This is a genomic window from Streptomyces sp. NPDC007896 (assembly GCF_042959425.1).
Lineage (GTDB): Bacteria > Actinomycetota > Actinomycetes > Streptomycetales > Streptomycetaceae > Streptomyces.
Window position 1 is genome coordinate 957,768 of record NZ_JBIBKX010000001.1, and the last position, 18,036, is coordinate 975,803.

At 72.0% G+C, this 18,036-nt stretch carries 13 protein-coding genes and 3 pseudogenes; 9 read left to right on the plus strand and 7 right to left on the minus strand.

Annotated elements, in window-relative coordinates:
* Positions 1-134: 134 nt before the first annotated feature.
* From ACFZDJ_RS04385 to ACFZDJ_RS04395, 3 genes are all read right to left on the minus strand, one after another.
* A complete protein-coding gene (locus ACFZDJ_RS04385) occupies positions 135-1,400 on the minus strand; it encodes an NAD(P)/FAD-dependent oxidoreductase (RefSeq protein ID WP_168508544.1) in 1,266 nt (421 codons plus the stop codon).
* 91 nt (positions 1,401-1,491) lie between these two features.
* Positions 1,492-2,829: a deoxyguanosinetriphosphate triphosphohydrolase gene (locus ACFZDJ_RS04390; RefSeq protein WP_384905427.1), complete on the minus strand. Its 1,338-nt coding sequence runs from the start codon at positions 2,827-2,829 to the stop codon at positions 1,492-1,494.
* Between the two features lie 62 nt (positions 2,830-2,891).
* The gene (locus tag ACFZDJ_RS04395; protein ID WP_391056019.1) at positions 2,892-3,716 is read right to left on the minus strand and encodes a CbiX/SirB N-terminal domain-containing protein; all 825 of its coding nucleotides are present in this window, start codon (positions 3,714-3,716) and stop codon (positions 2,892-2,894) included.
* A 356-nt stretch (positions 3,717-4,072) separates the two neighbouring features.
* Here ACFZDJ_RS04395 and ACFZDJ_RS04400 point away from each other — a divergent pair, with 356 nt between their 5' ends.
* The 3 genes and pseudogenes from ACFZDJ_RS04400 to ACFZDJ_RS04410 all read left to right on the plus strand — a co-directional run bounded on the left by ACFZDJ_RS04400 (position 4,073) and on the right by ACFZDJ_RS04410 (position 7,343).
* A complete protein-coding gene (locus ACFZDJ_RS04400; RefSeq protein ID WP_054233541.1) occupies positions 4,073-4,780 on the plus strand; it encodes a vancomycin high temperature exclusion protein in 708 nt (235 codons plus the stop codon).
* 8 nt (positions 4,781-4,788) lie between these two features.
* A pseudogene (locus ACFZDJ_RS04405) lies at positions 4,789-5,043 on the plus strand (membrane-associated oxidoreductase); the annotation flags it as partial.
* A 167-nt stretch (positions 5,044-5,210) separates the two neighbouring features.
* Positions 5,211-7,343: an alpha-galactosidase gene (locus tag ACFZDJ_RS04410; RefSeq protein WP_391056021.1), complete on the plus strand. Its 2,133-nt coding sequence runs from the start codon at positions 5,211-5,213 to the stop codon at positions 7,341-7,343.
* Here the strand turns inward: ACFZDJ_RS04410 and ACFZDJ_RS04415 are convergent.
* The 3 genes and pseudogenes from ACFZDJ_RS04415 to cutA form a co-directional block, all read right to left on the minus strand.
* A complete protein-coding gene (locus ACFZDJ_RS04415; RefSeq protein WP_391056023.1) occupies positions 7,333-7,539 on the minus strand; it encodes a hypothetical protein in 207 nt (68 codons plus the stop codon). The two genes, ACFZDJ_RS04410 and ACFZDJ_RS04415, sit on opposite strands and share 11 nt — an antisense overlap.
* 164 nt (positions 7,540-7,703) lie before the next feature.
* Positions 7,704-8,138 (minus strand): gamma-glutamylcyclotransferase, encoded by a 435-nt coding sequence (locus ACFZDJ_RS04420; protein WP_390927570.1) that lies wholly within the window; start codon positions 8,136-8,138, stop codon positions 7,704-7,706.
* A 95-nt stretch (positions 8,139-8,233) separates the two neighbouring features.
* Positions 8,234-8,593 (minus strand): annotated as a pseudogene (cutA, locus tag ACFZDJ_RS04425) (divalent-cation tolerance protein CutA); the annotation flags it as partial.
* 157 nt (positions 8,594-8,750) lie between these two features.
* Between cutA and ACFZDJ_RS04430 the strand changes: the two are divergent.
* From ACFZDJ_RS04430 to ACFZDJ_RS04440, 3 genes are all read left to right on the plus strand, one after another.
* Positions 8,751-10,421, plus strand: a complete 1,671-nt coding sequence (locus ACFZDJ_RS04430; protein WP_391056025.1) for a M4 family metallopeptidase — start codon at positions 8,751-8,753, stop codon at positions 10,419-10,421.
* A 386-nt stretch (positions 10,422-10,807) separates the two neighbouring features.
* Positions 10,808-11,329, plus strand: coding sequence for a hypothetical protein (locus tag ACFZDJ_RS04435; protein WP_360263456.1), 522 nt, complete (start codon positions 10,808-10,810; stop codon positions 11,327-11,329).
* 178 nt (positions 11,330-11,507) lie between these two features.
* Entirely contained in the window at positions 11,508-12,125 is a 618-nt protein-coding gene (locus tag ACFZDJ_RS04440) for a class F sortase (protein WP_384905445.1), read from the plus strand.
* Between the two features lie 16 nt (positions 12,126-12,141).
* Here ACFZDJ_RS04440 and ACFZDJ_RS04445 read toward each other — a convergent pair whose 3' ends face one another.
* Entirely contained in the window at positions 12,142-12,924 is a 783-nt protein-coding gene (locus ACFZDJ_RS04445) for a TSUP family transporter (RefSeq protein ID WP_390927564.1), read from the minus strand.
* Positions 12,925-13,142: 218 nt separating this feature from the next.
* Between ACFZDJ_RS04445 and ACFZDJ_RS04450 the strand changes: the two are divergent.
* The 3 genes and pseudogenes from ACFZDJ_RS04450 (at position 13,143) to nirD (ending at position 18,007) form a co-directional block, all read left to right on the plus strand.
* Positions 13,143-14,777: pseudogene (locus ACFZDJ_RS04450) on the plus strand (IS200/IS605 family accessory protein TnpB-related protein).
* Between the two features lie 249 nt (positions 14,778-15,026).
* Complete coding sequence (gene nirB, locus ACFZDJ_RS04455; protein WP_391056029.1) at positions 15,027-17,660, plus strand: nitrite reductase large subunit NirB; 2,634 nt, start codon at positions 15,027-15,029, stop codon at positions 17,658-17,660.
* On the plus strand, positions 17,657-18,007 hold the full coding sequence (gene nirD / locus ACFZDJ_RS04460) for a nitrite reductase small subunit NirD (protein ID WP_384905457.1): 351 nt from the start codon (positions 17,657-17,659) through the stop codon (positions 18,005-18,007). The genes nirB and nirD overlap by 4 nt, the downstream gene beginning before the upstream one ends.
* Positions 18,008-18,036 lie beyond the last annotated feature (29 nt).

An 18,036-nucleotide genomic window follows, 5' to 3' on the forward strand; every position in this document is an offset into this window, starting at 1 on the left:
ACGGGGCCGGACTGACACTCCTGGGGCGAGGCGAACGCCCCGGCCGGGGGTCCGGGGGTTGCCCCCCGGGGAATCGCAGCCGGGGGTGGTGTGACAGTCGATGGCCGCCGTTCGTCGCAGGGACCTCTGATCGGTCAGGGGACAAGGCTCTCCAGCGGTACGTGCGGGTTCGCCAGCGCCTCGGTGTCCACCTGGGCCCGGGACCGGATCAGTCGCTGGATGGGTTCCGTGACGTCCCACACATTCACGTTCATCCCGGCCAGCACCCGCCCGTCCTTCACCCAGAAGGCGATGAACTGGCGCTTGCCCGCGTCGCCCCGGATCACCACTTCGTCGTACGTCCCCGAGGGCGCCCAGCCCGAGTACTCGAGCCCGACGTCGTACTGGTCGGAGAAGAAATAGGGCACACGGTCGTACGTCGTCTCGCGGCCCAGCATCGCGCGGGCCGCCGCCGGTCCGCCGTTGAGGGCGTTGGCCCAGTGTTCGACGCGCAGCCGGGTGTCGAAGAGGGCGTGCGGGAAGGAGGCGACGTCACCGGCGGCGTAGATGTCGGGGTCGGAGGTGCGCAGGCGGTCGTCGACCGCGATACCGCCGCCGTGCGCGCGGTCGGCGATCTCCAGGCCCGCGGCCTCGGCGAGGCCGATGCGCGGCGCCGCCCCGATGGCCGCGAGTACGTCGTGGGCCGGGTGCTCCTCACCGTCGTCGGTGCGGGCGGCGAGCACCATGCCGTCCTGGCCGACGATCTCGGTGAGCCGGACGCCGAAGCGGAAGCGGACGCCGTGCTCGCGGTGCAGCTCGGCGAAGAGCTGGCCCAGCTCGGGGCCGAAGACCGCGTGCAGCGGGGTCGGCCCGTGCTCGACGACGGTGACCTCGGCGCCGTACTCGCGGGCCGCCGCCGCGACCTCCAGGCCGATCCAGCCCGCGCCCGCGATCACGATGTGGCCGTTGTCACGGCCGAGCGCGGCCAGGACGCCCTTGAGGCGTTCGGCGTGGGCGAGGCGGCGCAGGTGGTGGACGCCCGCGAGGTCCGTCCCGGGGATGTCGAGGCGGCGCGGCTCGGCGCCGGTCGCCAGGAGCAGCTTGTCGTAGTGGACGAGGGTGCCGTCGTCGCCGAAGCGGACGGTCTTCGCCGTGCGGTCGATGGCGTCGACGGTCTGGCCGAGGTGCAGCTCCACGTCGTTCTGCGCGTACCAGGCGGGTTCGTGCACGAAGACGCTGTCCCGCTCCTCCTTGCCGAGCAGATAGCCCTTGGAGAGCGGCGGGCGCTCGTAGGGGTGGTCACGTTCGTCGCAGATCAGTATCACGCGGCCGGTGAAACCCTCCGCTCGGAGCGTCTCGGCCGCCTTGGCGCCGGCCAGGCCTCCTCCGACGATGACGAATGTCTGATCCGCGTCGACCACTTGATGCCTCCTCGTAACGTTGTCGCCAAGCGAGCGTCCCGCACGCAGCGTGATGCGGGAAGAGGGTGTGGCCCGATCAGGCCACTCAGGGTCACACTCCGCCGCCGCCTGTGGGGCGGGTGGTGAACCTGAGATGCAGTGAACGTGCCGAGGCGTCGGTGAGCGAGGCAATCTGGTCGACGATCACCCGCTTGCGCGCGCGATCGTCCCCGGCCTCGTCGAACAGCGCCCGGAACTGCGGGTCAAGACCGTCCGGGGCGCGGGCGGTGAGGGCCTCGGCCAGCTCGGCGACGACGATCCGCTGATCGGCGCGCAGCCGCTCCTGCTCGGCACGCTGCATGACGTACCGGTCGGCGACGGCCTTGAGGACGGCGCACTCGTGGCGGGCGGCGCGCGGGACGACCAGCTCCGCCGCGTACCGGGTGAGGCGGCCGGCGCCGTACCGCGCGCGGGTCGCGCCCTCGGCGGCCAGGCAGAAGCGGCCGATGAGCTGGCTGGTGGCGTCCTTCAACCGGGCCTGCGCGACGGCCGATCCGTCGTACCCGTGCGGCCACCACTCCTGCTCCAGGAGCCGGTCGAGGGCCTCGGAGAGCTCGGTCGGGTCGGTGTCTGCGGACACGTACCGGCCGATGGCGACCTTGAAGATCTCCTCACGCTCCGGTTCGGCGTGCAGGCAGTTGGGGTCGATGTGGCCGGCGTGCAGTCCGTCCTCGACGTCGTGCACCGAGTACGCCACGTCGTCGGACCAGTCCATGACCTGGGCCTCGAAGCACGTACGGGTGCCGGGGGCGCCCTTGCGGATCCAGTCGAAGACCGGCCGGTCGTCCTCGTAGGCCCCGAACTTCGGCGAGGCGGGGTCGGTGGGGTGGGCGCCGCGCGGCCAGGGGTACTTGGTGGCGGCGTCGAGGGCGGCGCGGGTGAGGTTCAGTCCCACGCTGACGAGTTCGCCCCCCGCCGCGGCGGCGGCCGATGTCACAGCGTCCGAGCGGACGAAGCGCTTGGGCTCGATCCTGGTCAGCAGGCGCAGCGACTGCGCGTTGCCCTCGAAGCCGCCGCAGTCCTCCGCGAACTCGTTCAGCGCCTGTTCGCCGTTGTGCCCGAAGGGCGGGTGGCCGAGGTCGTGGGAGAGGCAGGCCGCCTCGACGAGGTCGGGGTCGCAGCCGAGGGCGGCGCCGAGCTCGCGGCCGACCTGGGCGCACTCCAGGGAGTGGGTGAGGCGGGTGCGGGCGCTGGCGTCCCAGGCCTGACTGCGGGTCCCCGGGGTGACGACCTGGGTCTTGCCCGCGAGGCGGCGCAGCGCGGAGGAGTGCAGCACGCGTGCGCGGTCGCGCTGGAAGGCGGTGCGGCCGGGACGCTTGTCGGGTTCTACGGCCCAGCGCTCGACTGACGTCGGGTCGTACTCGTCGGAGAGGGGTGCGGTGCCGTCCATGTACCCGACAGTAAACGCAGGCAGTGACAAACGGGGCGCGGCCTACCGCCGGGAGGCGTGGATCAGGCCGAGGCCAGCTCGCGTTCCGGGGCCGGTTCGGGGGTCGCCACGGCCTGGTCGTAGCGGTGCAGGACCAGGCGGGCCATCGCGGCGTGGGTGCCCAGCGGAGCGGCGGCGATCCAGGGGGCGGCCGCGGCGCACTCGGTGGCGAAGCGGCCGGGCGCGGTGAAGTAGGAGGCGACGGCGATGCGGTGGCGGCCACGCGCGGCCAGGGCGCGCACGGCGGCGGCGACGGTGGGCGCGGCGGCGGAGGCGTACGCGGGGACGACGGGCACGCCGAGGCGTTCGGCCAGCAGTTGGGCGGTGCGGCGGGTGTCGGTGATCGACTCCGGGTCGCGCGAGCCCGCGGCGGCGAGCACGACCCCGCCGGCACGCCGGGCCGCGTCGCTCATCCCGGTCCGCCAGCCGGCCTCGACGAGCCGTGCGTACAGCGTCTCGACGAGCAGGGGATGCGGGCCGAGCGGGGCGGCGATACGGGCCCGCAGTCCCGGGATTGCGGCCGCGGCCTCGGGGATGTCCCGCTTGACGTGGTAGCCGCGGCTGAGCAGCAGCGGCACGAGAACGGCACCGTCGGCGCCGTCGCCGGTGTCGAGGGAGGCGAGCGTGTCGGCCAGCAGCGGTTCGTTGAGCTCGATGTGACCGAGGTGCACGGACAGGTGCGGGCGCAGCTCGCGGACGCGCTCGATCAGGGTGCGTACGGTGCTCAGCGCGCGCGGGTCGCGGCTGCCGTGCGCGACGAGGACGAGCGGCGGCGGCGCGGGGCGGCGGGTCCCGTTCAGCGAGACGAGGCTGAGCTGACTGCCGAGCTGACTGGTGATCGCGTTCATGAGTTGCGCCGTACTGTCGAGGTGGGCGCCACCGAGCGGCTGCCCGCCGGTGGGGGTCCCCCCGCTCGGGCGGAGCCGAGCGTGGGAGAGGGTCCTGGACTCGTCGTGAGAGGGTTTCGACGCCGTCATGAACCGATGGTGACGGTACGAGGTTGCCGCGCGGTTGCACGGGCGTGTCAGGTGTTTTCCGGGGGTTCACGGCCCGGTGCGGTGGCGGTGTGAGCGCCTCCCACCTGCGGTTGCGTGGCGCCGAGTGAGCCCGGTCACGGTACCCGGGCGAACCGAACGGTCTTACGCTGCGTCCCCATCTGTCGAATACCGACGCGATCGGACGCCACCGGGGGGGACGAACAACCATGCCGCGCCTGCCGCACCCGAGAATCCTCAGACCGCGGCTGCCCCGCCTGCCACGCACCCGCGCCGGGCAGCGGCGGGCCGTGCAGACGGTCATGCTGTTGTGCGTGCTGGCGCTGCTTCCGGTGACCTGGCTGTACGTGAGCACGGCCGACGGGCTGCGCACGACGGCCGACGCGCCGCGCACCGAGGTCGCGGTGGTGTTCGGGGCCGGGCTGTGGAACGGCGAGCCGTCCCCGTACCTCGCGCACCGGCTGGACGCGGCGGCGAAGCTGTACCGGGCCGGGCGGATCGAGGCCGTGCTCGTCACCGGGGACAACAGCCGCAAGGACTACGACGAACCGGACGCGATGCGGGCCTATCTGACGAAGCGTGGGGTGCCGGACCGGCGGATCGTCAGCGACTACGCCGGGTTCGACACCTGGGACTCCTGCGTGCGGGCCCGGAAGATCTTCGGCGTCCACGAGGCCGTGCTGATCAGCCAGACCTTCCACATCCGGCGGGCCGTCGCGCTGTGCCGGGCGGCGGGCGTGCGGTCGTACGGCATCGGGGTCGACGCCACCCACGACGTCACCTGGTACTACGGGGGCACCCGCGAGGTGTTCGCGGCGGGCAAGGCCCTGCTGGACGCGGTGTTCAAGCCCGATCCGCAGTTCCTGGGGCCGAAGGAGCCGGGGGTGGCGCGGGCCCTCGCTGCGGCGCGGAAGTGAGGACGGTCATCGATCCCGCCGGTCTGACGCCCGCGGAGCGCCGTGTCTGGGAGGCCTTTCCGCTCGGTGAGGGCGTCGACTTCCGCGAGGAACCCGCCTCCGCCTCCTCCACCGACCCCGGCGGGAACCCCGCCGACGACCCCGCGGCCGGCGCCTCCTGGGGCCCCGAGCGGACCGTGCGCGCCGAGGTGCTGCGGGCGCTGATGATCGACGGACCGGCGCACGACGGCGAGATAGCCGGCCTGAAGCTCACCGGCGGGCGCCACCCGCTCCCTGAACCGCCAGTAGCCTCCGGCCCGGCCTTTGTACGGTGAACGACTCCTGGGAATACGCCCGTTGGCAGGTGCCCCTGGCACTAGCATGAACCCCTGCCAACCACCGTGCCGTGGCTGTGGGCCGGTGCGGGAACGACTCGGCGGCGGGGGATCGCGTGACGCAGGAGTTCAGCTACCGCTGGGGCCATTCCGCACTCACCGCCGATTTCGATCTGGACGGCCGCACACCCCGCCTGGTCCGGCTGACCGTGCCCGGTGAACCGGAACCCAAGAACGCCGCCGAGGCCGCCGGGGCCGCGCTGCCGCTCGTCGACGTGACCCTCCTCGGACAGGGCACCGGCTGGTCCGGGCCGCACTTCACCGGTACGGCGCTCGGGCAGCACCTGACCCACCGCGCCCACCATGCGGCGTACGGCGACGGCTGGCACCACCTCACCGTCCAACTCCGGGACAGGCGGGGCGGTCTGACCGTCTTCGTCGAGTACTCCTCACCGGACGCGGTGCCCGTGCTGCGTGCCCGCGTCCGACTCCGCAACGACGGCGACACGCCCGTCACCGTGCGCTCCGTGGGCAGTCTGCTGCTGGGCGCGCTGCCTTCACCCGACGTACTCGACGTGCACCGGGCGCGCAACGACTGGCGTGCCGAATGCCGTTGGTACGCCGAGGAGTTGCGGGAGTCCGTGCCCGACGTCGGCCGGGCGTTCCACGGGCACGACGGGCGGGCCGGGTTGCGGCTCGCCGGGCGCGGGAGCCGGCCCACCGACGGGCATCTGGCGATGGGCGCGCTCACCGACCGCACCGACGGGCGCTGCTGGCTCTGGCAGATCGAGTCCGCCGCGAGCTGGCTGTGGGAGGCGGGCGAGGCGGACCACCACACGTACCTCTCCCTGAGCGGTCCGACCGCGGACGACCACCAATGGCGTCACGTCCTGTCCCCCGGCGCGGAGTTCGTCTCCGAGTACGCGGCCCTCGCGCTCGGCGACGGCTTCGAGGGAGCGCTCACCGCGCTGACCGACTACCGCCGCCGGATCCGTCGCCCGCACCCCGACCACGACCGGCTCCCCGTCGTCTTCGACGACCGCATGAACACCCTCATGGGCGACCCGACCACCGAGAGGCTGCTGCCGCTGATCGACGCGGCGGCCGAGGCGGGCGCGGAGTACTTCTGCGTCGACGCCGGGTGGTACGACGACGAGGGCGGGGACGGGGACACGGGCGGGGACATGGGCGGGGACATGGGCGGGGACGGCGGCGGAGACGGCGGCGGGAGCTGGCGGGACAGTGTCGGCGCCTTGCTGCCGTCGGCGCGGCGCTTCCCCGGCCCCGGCGGCCTCCACGCCGTGCTCGGCCGGATCCGGGAGCGCGGGATGGTGCCGGGGCTGTGGCTGGAACCGGAGGTGATCGGCGTCCGCAGTCCGCTCGCCACCGAGCTGCCGGACGAGGCCTTCCTTCGCCACGAAGGCGGTGCGCGCGTCACCGAACAGGACCGCCACCAGCTGGACCTGACGCATCCGGCCGCCCGCGCGCACCTCGACCGGACGGTCGACCGGCTCGTCGGCGAGTGGGGCGTGGGCTGTCTCCAGCTCGACCACCACATCACCACCTCCGCGCCCGGGCTCCTCGACCGCACGCGCGCCTGGCTGTCCTGGCTGTCGGCCGTCCTGGACCGCCACCCGGGGCTGGTCGTCGAGAACCGCGGTTCGGGCGGCCTGCGCATGGACGGCGCGTCACTGGCCGTGGCCCAGCTCCAGTCCACCTCCGACCAGCAGGACCCGCTGCGCTACCCGCCCATCGCGGCCGCCGCGCCGACCGCGGTGCCGCCCGAGCAGGGGGCCGTGTGGGCGTACCCGCAGCCGGAGTTCACGGACGAGGAGATCGTCTTCACCCTCGGCTCGGCACTGTTGGGGCGGGTTCACCTCTCCGGGCGTCTGGACCGCATGACACCGCACCAACTGAGCCTCGTGCAGGAGGCGTTGGTGACGTACAAGGCCGTCCGGGGCGATCTGTGCCAGTCGGTGCCGCTCTGGCCGCTGGGGCTGCCGGGGTGGCGGGACGCGTGGGTGGCGCTGGGGATGCGGGTGCCGTTCCTCGACACCACGTATGTGCTGGTGTGGCGCAGGGCGGGCGAGGGTCCCGAAGTCGCCCTGCCTGTGGCGCACTTGGCGGGGCGGGAGGTGCGGGTCGACGTACTGCACGGGTCGGCGGGGCCGGTGGTGTGGGACGGGTCGGCGCTGCGGGTGACGTTGCCGCAGGCTCCGGCGGTGCTGCTGACGCGGCTCACCGTGTAGCGGTCACCTGGGCGAGGGCGTTCCTCCTGTCTCCCGGGACACGTGCGGCGGGACCGAGGCGTTCGTCCGGGGCGAGGAGTCGGTGCCGGCCGGGGACGAGGGGTTCGCCGGGGATGGGGAGTTCGTCGGGGACGAGGGGTTCGCCGGGGATGGGGAGTTCGTCGGGGACAGGGAGTTCGAGGGACTCGACGAGCACGAGTTGATCCCGAGCCCCAGAGCGGCCCCCGCACCCGCGCCGCCCAGCGCGAGGAGACGGCGCCGGGTGATGCCGCTGTCGGTCATGGCGGGACCCTAGGCCCTGGGCGCGGCCGTGGGGGCGCGCGGAGTCACGCGGACTCGCCACCCGCACGAGTGGGCTCCTCAAGGACAGGTGCGCCCGTGCCCTCGAGGACGGACGTGCCAGTCCCCGCCCTCGATGAGCGTGCCGCCGGCCCGCAGCCGCGCGGCGACGGCGGGGGCGGCCACGTACACCCAGGCCCGTACGGCCGTGCCGTCCGCGCGGGTCACCTCCCGCGCCACCCGCTCGTACAGGTTGCGGGGGTCGCCCGGCACATACTCCTCCAGCCGGTCGAGCGCGCCGAGCAACTGCCCGTACGCCTCCGGGAGCGCGGTGACCAACTCCCCGCGCACGACACCTCCGGGCTCCTCGACGGCGTACGGATATCCGGGCCCTTCGTACAGCACGGCTCCTCGCATCCGTCCGGGCTCCTCCGACTCCGTACGTCCGCGGAGGAACAGGTCGTGGTTGTGCCCGCCGGGGCGCAGGGTGCCGTAGACGAAGAAGGGGACGGTCACTCGGCGGTCTCCTCCGCCACGCTCTCCTCCGCCACGCTCTCCTCCTCCATGGTCTCCTCCGCCACGCTCTCCTCCTCCATGCTCTCCTCCGCCACGGTCTCCTCCTCGACCCACCGCAGATAGTCCGCGCTCCCCCTGACGACGGGCGTCGCGATGATCTCGGGGGTGTCGTAGTCGTGCGCCGCGAGGAGATACGCCTCCAGCGCGTCGTACCGCGCACCCGTCGTCTTGAACAGCACCTGCCACTCGCTCGCCGTCTCCACCGCCCCCTTCCACCGGTAGACGGACGTCACCGGCCCGGTGATCTGCGCGCATGCCGCGGCCCGTGCCTCGACCGCGCCGCATGCGAGCGCCTCCGCCTTCTCGGGGGCGTCGGTCGTGGTCAGCACGGTCAGCCAGGCAGCCGTCCCAGCGGCCGTCCCAGCGGCCGTTCCGGTGCCCACCCCGGCGGCCATCTCCATGATCGTCTCCTTTCGTGAGGGTGCAGAAACGATTCTCGCCGCACCTCGCGCACATCACGCACGCGCTATGGACATGACATGTCATGGACCTTTAACTCTGATTCGACATCAGCGCCCCCACGCGTCTGAGCGCCCCTCCCCGAGGAGACCGATGAGTCGGATCCGAATACGGCAGACCCGAGGTACCCGACCGCACACCCGACGCTCCCGCCTGGCCGCGGCCGGTGTGGCCGCGGCCGCCACCGCCCTGCTGGCGGCCGCGCTTACCCCCACCGCGGGCGCCGTCGGCCGGCCCAGCCGCGCCACCGCGATCGACAACGCCGCCGCGGCCCTGGTGAAGGAGGCCGCCCGGCTGGGCCTGACCTCCGCCGAGGGCACCAGCGTCCGTGACGTGGTCGTCGACGCGAACGGCGGCCAGCATGTGCGCTACGACCGTACGTACCGGGACCTGCCGGTCCTGGGCGGCGACTTCGTGGTGCACCTCGCCCCTGACGGCTCCTACCGCGGCGCGAACCGGGCCACCTCCCGCGACCTCTCCGTCCCCACCACCAGGCCCGCGCTCGCCGCCCCCGAGGCCGCCGACCTGGCCACCGCCGCGCTGCGCGCCGCGCACCTCGGCGAGACGCTGAAGAAGGTGACGGCCAAGCCCCAGCTCGTCGTGGACGCCCTGCACGGCGCGCCCCGGCTGGCCTGGCGCACCAACGCGGTGGGCCAGGACTCGCTGGGCAACCCGGTCGCCCGCACGGTGCTGACCGACGCCCGCACCGGCCGGCAGATCGACGCGTGGGACAGCATCGAGACGGCGACGGGTGACGGTCAGTCCCTCTACAGCGGCACGGTCCCGCTGGAGACCACGCTCTCCGGATCGACGTACCAGCTCAAGGACCCGACGCGCGGGAACACGTACACGGGCGACGCGGCGAACAAGACGGACCTGTGCATCTTCGGGGTCTGCGTCAGCCGCGCTCCGGCGACCCTCTTCACGGACGCCGACAACCACTGGGGAACCGGGGCGGCTTCGGACCGTTCCTCGGCCGCGGTCGACGCCCAGTACGGCACGAACGAGACCTGGGACTACTACAAGAACGTCCACGGCCGCACCGGCATCGCGGGCGACGGCAAGGGCTCGTTCAACCGCGTCCACTACGGCAACAACTACAACAACGCGTTCTGGGACGACAGTTGCTTCTGCATGACATACGGGGACGGTGACGGGACCACGCTCGGGCCGCTGGTCGCGCTCGACGTGGCCGGTCACGAGATGTCCCACGGTGTCACGTCGAAGACGGCGGCGCTGACGTACTCGGGAGAGTCCGGCGGTCTGAACGAGGCGACCTCCGACATCTTCGGCACACTGGTGGAGTTCTACGCGCACAACTCCACCGACCCCGGGGACTATCTGATCGGCGAGAAGATCGTCCGCTCCGGCTTCGGCAAGGCGGCCCTGCGGTTCATGGACCAGCCCTCCAAGGACGGCAACTCGGCGAACTGCTGGAGCTCCTCGGTCGGCAATCTCGACGTCCACTACTCGTCCGGTGTCGCGAACCACTTCGCGTACCTGCTCGCCGAAGGCAGCGGCGCGAAGACCATCAACGGGGTCAGCTACAACTCCCCCACCTGCAACAACTCGACGGTCACCGGCATCGGCCGGGACAAGCTCGGTGCGATCTGGTACCGCGCGCTGACGGTCTACATGACGTCCTCGACGAACTACGCGGGCGCGCGGACGGCGACGCTGAACGCGGCGAAGGACCTGTACGGGGCCGGGAGCACGGAGTACAACGCGGTGGCGGCGGCCTGGTCCGCGGTGTCCGTGAGCTGAACGTCGGGCGCCCGGCAGGGCCTCGACCGGCAGCCCCGGCGCGTGCGGCACACGCTCGCGCCGGGGCAGCGGGAGCGGTCGGGGAAAGGCTCAACCATCCTTGAGGTCAAGGCACCTCCCACCCGCCCCCGTCACCCGTTCGCACCCCCTCCCTGCGCTCTTCGGGCTCTTTGCCGCGACACACCAGCCGTACGCCGCTGACCTGCGGGAACGCCATCGATCCGGTCCCTCGGACACTCCCGCCCCGCGCCCTTGCCCAGCATTTGTGACGCTCTGTCAGGAAGCGGACCGAGCCGACTGCCACTTACCTCGGAAGGGCAGGGGCACGACCGACACAGCGGCACTTGGGGGTGCCGCCGGCCGCGCCCCCTCGGAGGAGCACAGCCATGCGACGCACAGCCCGTCTGCTGACCGGTACCGCGCTCGCCGTCGCCGCGGTGGGCCTCGCCACCGCGCCCGCGTACGGCGGGTCCACGGAGAGCCTGGAGGTGTTTCCCTCCACCGTCATCCCGGGTACCGACGTCACCGTCAACACGGCGGCGTGCGGCGCGGACGGCACCGCCACGGGTGACGCCAGCGCGGTCGGCGCGGGCATCTTCATGCTCGCCGCCAGCGCCCACGAACAGGACGCGATCGGCCAGTTCAAGGTGCCTCCGAGCGCCCAGCCGGGGACGTACGAGATCGTCGCGAAGTGCTCCCACGGCCGACAGGTCACCGGCGACCTGATCGTGAACCTGACCGCCACACGCGAACAGATCCATCTGCCGCGTGGGCATGTGAACACCGGGGTCGGCGGCGCACTCGGCACCGACCCCGTGCAGACCGCGGCGGGAGTGGCGGCCCTGGCCGTCGCCGCCGCGGGCGGTACCTGGCTCCTGCATCGCCGGGCGAGAGGCGACGGGATCTGACGGACACCCTCCGCTGTCCGTCCGCCGGTACCGCCGTCCCCTCCCCCTCCGTGGCCCGACGCCCCTCGCGGCCCGGAGGGGGAAGGGGACCCACCCCAGGGGGGAAGGGGACCCGCCCCGACCACGACCACCGTCACGACCACAACCGCACAACCCCTGACCCCGAGAGGAGGCTCACATGCGCCGGGTCAGCAACACCGTCATAGCTTCCGTCACCGTGGTCGCCCTCTGCTCAGGGACCTGGCTGCTGTACAACGGCACCCAGGTCCACCCACCGCCCCAGCCCTCCGCCGCCCAGGCCGGCACCGGCGACGCCCTCCCGCAGGGTGCCCCCGCGCTCCGCCACTCCCCGCCCGAGCGCATCCGCATCCCCTCCATCGGCGTGAACGCCCCGCTGATGGGTCTCGGCCTCACCCCGCAGGGCAGCCTGGACGTCCCGCCCGCCGGGCAGAAGAACCTCGCGGGCTGGTACCAGGCCGGCACCACCCCCGGCGAGCGGGGCACCGCGATCGTCGCGGGCCACGTCGACAACGCCAACGGCCCCGCCGTCTTCTACAACCTCGGCGCCCTCAAGAAGGGCAGCGCCATCGAGGTGGCACGCCGCGACGGCGGCACCGCGCTCTTCGCCGTCGACGCCGTCGAGGTGTACGCCGCCCGCGACTTCCCGGACGAGAAGGTGTACGGCGCCGCGTCCCGCGCCGAACTGCGCGTCATCACCTGCGGCGGCGACTACTCGAAGGCCACCGGGTACCAGGGGAACGTGGTCGTCTTCGCCCACCTCACCGGCAGCCGCTGACCGGCATCCGCGGCGCCTACGCGATCCACTGCTGGTACGCCAGATTCGCCACCAGCGCGAACACCACCGTCAGCAGCACCACCCGGACGAACCCGCTGCCCCTCTTGAGCGCGGTGTGCGCCCCCACCGTGCCGCCCACCAGGTTGAACACGGCCATCAGCGCGGCCAGTTGCCAGTACACCGTGCCCTTCCAGGCGAAGGTCGCGAGGGCGCCCGCGTTGGTGCAGCAGTTGACGATCTTCGCGGTGGCGGAGGCGGTCACCAGGTCGAAGTGGAGCAGCGCGGTCAGCGCCAGGACGAGGAACGTACCCGTGCCGGGCCCGATGAGTCCGTCGTAGAAGCCGATCCCTAGGCCCGCGAGCCCGATCGCGGCCAGCACGCGCCGCGCGGAGACGGGCTCGGTCGAGGGCGCCGTACCGAAGGCGGGCCGCAGCATGACGAAGGTCCCTACGCCGAGCAGCACCACCATGACGACCGGCTTCAGCACGTCCGTACTCATCCCGGCGGCCACGAAGGCACCGGCCGTGGAGCCGGCCAGCGCCGCGAGCCCGATCCGCACGGCCAGCCGCACATCCACCGGCGCCTTGCGCGTGTACGTCACCGCCGCGCCGGTCGTCCCGACGATCGCGACCGCCTTGTTCGTCCCGAGCGCGTACGCCGCCGGTGTGCCGGCCGGCAGTCCGAGCAGCATCGCGGGGAGCAGAAGCAGCCCGCCACCGCCCACCACGGCGTCGATCCAGCCCGCCGCGAGGGAGGCGAGGCAGAGCACAACGACGACGGTCAGCGATATGTCGGGCATGATCGCGACCCTATGTGACGGGGTAGATGTGCCGTCCATGGATTCTATGAAGCCTGAGCGTCTTCTGAGGTTCGGCGCCTTCTGCGGTTCGGCGTCTTCTGCGGTTCGGCGTCTTCTGCGGTTCGGCGTCTTCTGCGGTTCGGCCCGGGGCCCCGGGGTCCCTGGGGTTGGGAACTGCTGGCGTTTGCCTGAGTACGAGCGTGTTCTGGCGTGCATGAGTGAGCCCTGACGCTCCCGGGCGGGGCTGGGCGCTGCTCGCGTCCGGTCCTTCGGGGGTGGCGGTCCGTACCCGGCTCAAGCAGCTCGCGCCTGCTGATGAGGAGGCGTTGCGGCGGGTAGGCGCACATCTGGGCACGCTGGCCTCCCGTGATCTGAAGGCGCGCTGCGCGGACGCTCTGGCACACGACGGTGAGGCGTGGGCGGCGCGCAAGCGGGAACTGACACCCCTGTCCTCCTCGCGGTGGGCGGGAGCAATCACCAAGGCCAGCCACGACCAGTGGGCCCTGTCCCGCCGCTGCCGGCTCGCCCACATCCAGAGTCTTGAAGCCGGTATCAGCACGATCAGGCACCGGCTGTCTCTGCCTCTGCGGGAGAAGGGCGGCAGGCGGACGCCGGGCGGCTACCACAGCAAGCAGGAGTGGCACGCCAAGGCCCGCCGCCTGCACGTCCTTCAAGACCGGCTGGAGCAGGCTCGCACGGACCGTGATGTCGGGGTCGTGCACGTCGTACGGGGCGGCAAGCACCTGGCCCGCACCCGTCACCACCTCCCCTCCGCACAGCTCACCGGGGCCGAGTGGCGGCAGCGGTGGGAGGCCGAGCGCTGGTTCCTGAAGGCCGACGGTGAGTCCGGGAAGCGGTTCGGCAACGAGACCATCCGCGTCAGTGCGGACGGTGAGGTGAGCATCAAGCTCCCAGCCCCTCTCAAGGAGCTGGCCAATGCCCCGCACGGCCGGTACGTCCTCGCCTGCCAGGTGCGGTTCCCGCACAGAGGGGAGGAGTGGGCGGACCGGGTGGAGGCGAACCGGGCCATCGCCTACCGCATCCACTACGACACGGCCCGCGGGCGCTGGTACCTGACCGCCTCCTGGCAGATCCCGGTGTCCCGGACCGTCCCCCTGACTGCGGTCCTGGCGGACGGCGTGATCGGCGTCGACATGAACGCCGACCATCTCGCCGCCTGGCGCCTCGACGTCCACGGCAACCCGATCGGAAACCCGCGCCGCTTCCCCTTCGACCTGTCCGGACCGGCCGGCCACCGTGACGCCCAGGTCCGCCATGCCCTCATCCGGCTGCTGAACTGGGCCAGCGCCTGCGGCGTCAAGGCGATCGCCGTCGAAGACCTCGACTTCACAGCGGAGAAGACGCGCGAGAAACACGGCCGCAAGCGCCGGTTCCGGCAGCTCATCTCCGGCATGCCCACCGGCAGACTCCGTGCCCGCCTGGCCTCCATGGCCGACCGGACCGGCATCGCGGTCATCGCGGTCGACCCGGCCTATACCTCGAAGTGGGGCGCCCAGCACTGGCAGAAGCCCCTCACCCACGAAAACAGGAAGACGACCCGCCACGAGGCTGCCGCCGTGGCGATCGGACGGCGCGCCCAAGGCCACCCCGTCCGGCGACGGACGACACAGCCCCCTGCACACCAGAGCGATGTACAGGGGCATCGGACCGTCCAGGCCGGACCAGGCACCCTTGGGCGTGAGGGATCCCGCCCCCGTATTCCCGGACCACGCACACGATGCGTGCCGCCGGACTATGGAGCGAACGCGGGCAACCAGAGCGCCCAACACCGTTCGAGGCGCTCGGCTGAGCATGAGTACTGGCAACAGGACTCACTCCCGCTCAGTCCATAGGAACGGTTCGGTTGACCCCACCAAACCCTCACAACCGGGTGCCGCTCCCGCTGAGGGCAGCGTTCCTCCCGGGAAACAGCCGTGATGCGACCGGGTAACACCGGCGTCGCAGGCTGCGGTGCATGACCTCGAATGCGCCCGCTCCCTGACCCGGCCGGCCCTCACCCTCGGCCCGGGAGGGAACCGCACCGCTCCCCCGCGGACAGCGCCCCGCTGCTCCACCTGCTCACCAACGACGGAGGCTCCTGAATGTCCACGGACACGACGATGACGACGGCGGCGAACGCCACCGACGGCAGCGCGCACACCATCGTGCTCGTCGGCCATGGCATGGTCGGCCAGCGCTTCCTCGAAGCGCTGGCCGAACGCGGCCTGACCGCCACGCACCGTGTGGTCGTGCTGTGCGAGGAGCCGCGCCCGGCGTACGACCGCGTCCAACTCACCTCGTACTTCTCGGGCCGCACTCCGAAGGAACTCTCCCTCACCGACGCCGAGTTCATCACCGCGCACGGCATCGAACTGCACCTCGGCGACCCGGCGGAGACGATCGACCGGGAGGCCAGGCAGGTCACGGCGCGCTCGGGTCTGGTCATCACGTACGACACCCTGGTCCTCGCCACCGGCTCGTACCCCTTCGTCCCGCCGGTGCCCGGCAAGGACGCCGAGGGCTGCTTCGTGTACCGCACCATCGAGGACCTGCTCGCCATCGAGGAGTACGCGAAGGCGAGGGCGACGACCGGTGCGGTGGTCGGCGGCGGCCTGCTCGGACTCGAAGCCGCGGGCGCGCTGAAGGGGCTCGGACTGACCACGCACATCGTGGAGTTCGCGCCGCGTCTGATGCCCGTACAGGTCGACGAGGGCGGTGGCGCGGCGCTTCTGCGCACCATCCAGGACATGGGCCTGAGCGTGCACACGGGCACGGGAACCCAGGAGATCGTCACCGGCGACGACGGCGCCGTGACCGGGATGAAGCTCTCCGACGGCTCCGAACTGCCCACGGATCTCGTGGTGTTCTCGGCCGGCGTCCGCCCGCGCGACCAGCTCGCCCGCGACACCGGGCTCACGGTCGGCGAGCGCGGCGGTATCACGGTCGACGACCAGTGCCGCACCTCGGACCCGCAGGTGTTCGCGATCGGCGAGTGCGCCCTCGCCTCGGACGGCCGGGTGTACGGCCTGGTCGCGCCCGGCTACGAGATGGCCGAGACGGCCGCCGCGACGATCGCCGCGGACGAGGCCAGCTTCACGGGCGCCGACCTGTCCACGAAGCTGAAGCTGCTCGGCGTCGACGTCGCGTCCTTCGGCGACGCGCACGGCGCCACCTCCGACTGCCTCGACGTCGTCTACTCCGACGCGCGCTCGGGCACGTACAAGAAGCTGGTCATCGGCCGCGACGGCGAACTGCTCGGCGGCATCCTGGTCGGCGACGCGGAGGCGTACGGCACCCTGCGGGCCTTCACCGGCTCCGTGCCGCCGATCGCCCCCGAGCAGCTGGTGCTCCCGGCGAGCGCGGGCGCCCCGGTCACGCTCGGCCCCTCCGCGCTCCCCGACTCCGCGGTCATCTGCTCCTGTCACAACGTCACCAAGGGCACCATCCGCGGCGCGGTCACCGAGCACTCCTGCACCACCGTGCCCGAGGTCAAGAAGTGCACCAAAGCCGGTACGGGCTGCGGGAGTTGCGTCAAGGTCCTCGGACAACTCGTCAACGAGGAGCTGGAGGCGAGCGGCGTCGAGGTCGACCACGGCCTGTGCGGCTGCTTCTCCCAGACCCGCGAGGAGCTGTACGAGATCGCCCTCGCGCTGCGCATCCCCTCCTTCCAGGTCCTGCTGGACCGCTACGGCCGTGAGGGCGCCCGGGGCGGCGAGGGCTGCGAGGTCTGCAAGCCGGCCGTCGCCTCGATCATCGCCTCCCTCGCCCCGACCATCGGCGCCAGCGGCTATGTCCTGGACGGCGAGCAGGCGGCCCTCCAGGACACCAACGACCACTTCCTCGCCAACCTCCAGAAGAACGGCTCGTATTCGATCGTGCCGCGCATCCCCGGCGGCGAGATCACCCCGGAGAAGCTGATCGTGATCGGCGAGGTGGCCCGGGACTTCGGCCTCTACACGAAGATCACCGGCGGCCAGCGCATCGACCTGTTCGGCGCGCGGGTCGAGCAACTCCCCCTCATCTGGGCAAGGCTGGTGGACGCGGGCTTCGAGTCGGGCCACGCCTACGGAAAGTCCCTGCGCACGGTCAAATCCTGCGTCGGCCAGACCTGGTGCCGCTACGGCGTCCAGGACTCCGTCCGCATGGCGATCGACCTGGAGCTGCGCTACCGGGGGCTGCGCTCCCCGCACAAGCTCAAGTCGGCGGTCTCCGGATGCGCCCGCGAGTGCGCCGAGGCCCAGTCCAAGGACTTCGGCATCATCGCCACGGCCGCCGGCTGGAACCTGTACGTCGGCGGCAACGGCGGCGCCACCCCGCGCCACGCGGACCTGCTCGCACAGGACCTCTCGGACGCCGAACTCGTCCGCCTGATCGACCGGTTCCTGATGTTCTACATCCGCACCGCGGACCGCCTGGAGCGCACGTCGACCTGGCTGGAGCGGATTCCCGGCGGCCTCGACCACATCCGCGACGTGGTCGTCGACGACTCGCTGGGCATCTGCGAGGAACTGGAGTCGCTGATGTCCGCGCATGTCGCCGCCTACCGCGACGAGTGGGCCGAGACCATCAACGACCCCGAGAAACTGGCCCGGTTCGTGTCCTTCGTGAACGCCCCGGACACCCCCGACCCGGTCGTCGGCTTCGTCCCCGAGCGCGACCAGATCAAGCCGGATCTGCCGCTGCTGAGCATCGGCCGCCGCCCCTTGGAAGCCCTGGAAGGAAGCGCACAGCGATGACCCTGGCACCCGAAACGACCGCCCTCACCGTCCAACTTCGCCTGACGGACTCCTGGTTGGCGCTGTGCGACCTGTCCGCTCTGACGCCGGGCCGCGGAGTCGCCGCCCTGCTCCCGGACGGCGGCCAGGCGGCCGTCTTCCTCGACCGCGCGGGCCGGATGTACGCCATCGACAACCGCGATCCGTTCAGCGGCGCGGCGGTCCTCTCCCGGGGCCTGATGGGCTCCCACCAGGGCCGCCCGTTCGTGGCCTCGCCTCTGCTGAAGCAGCGGTTCGACCTGGAGTCGGGCCGGTGCCTGGACGACGAGACGGTACGGGTGACGACGTACGAGGTCCGGATTTCCTGACGGCCATTTCCAGACGGCCGGGGTGACCG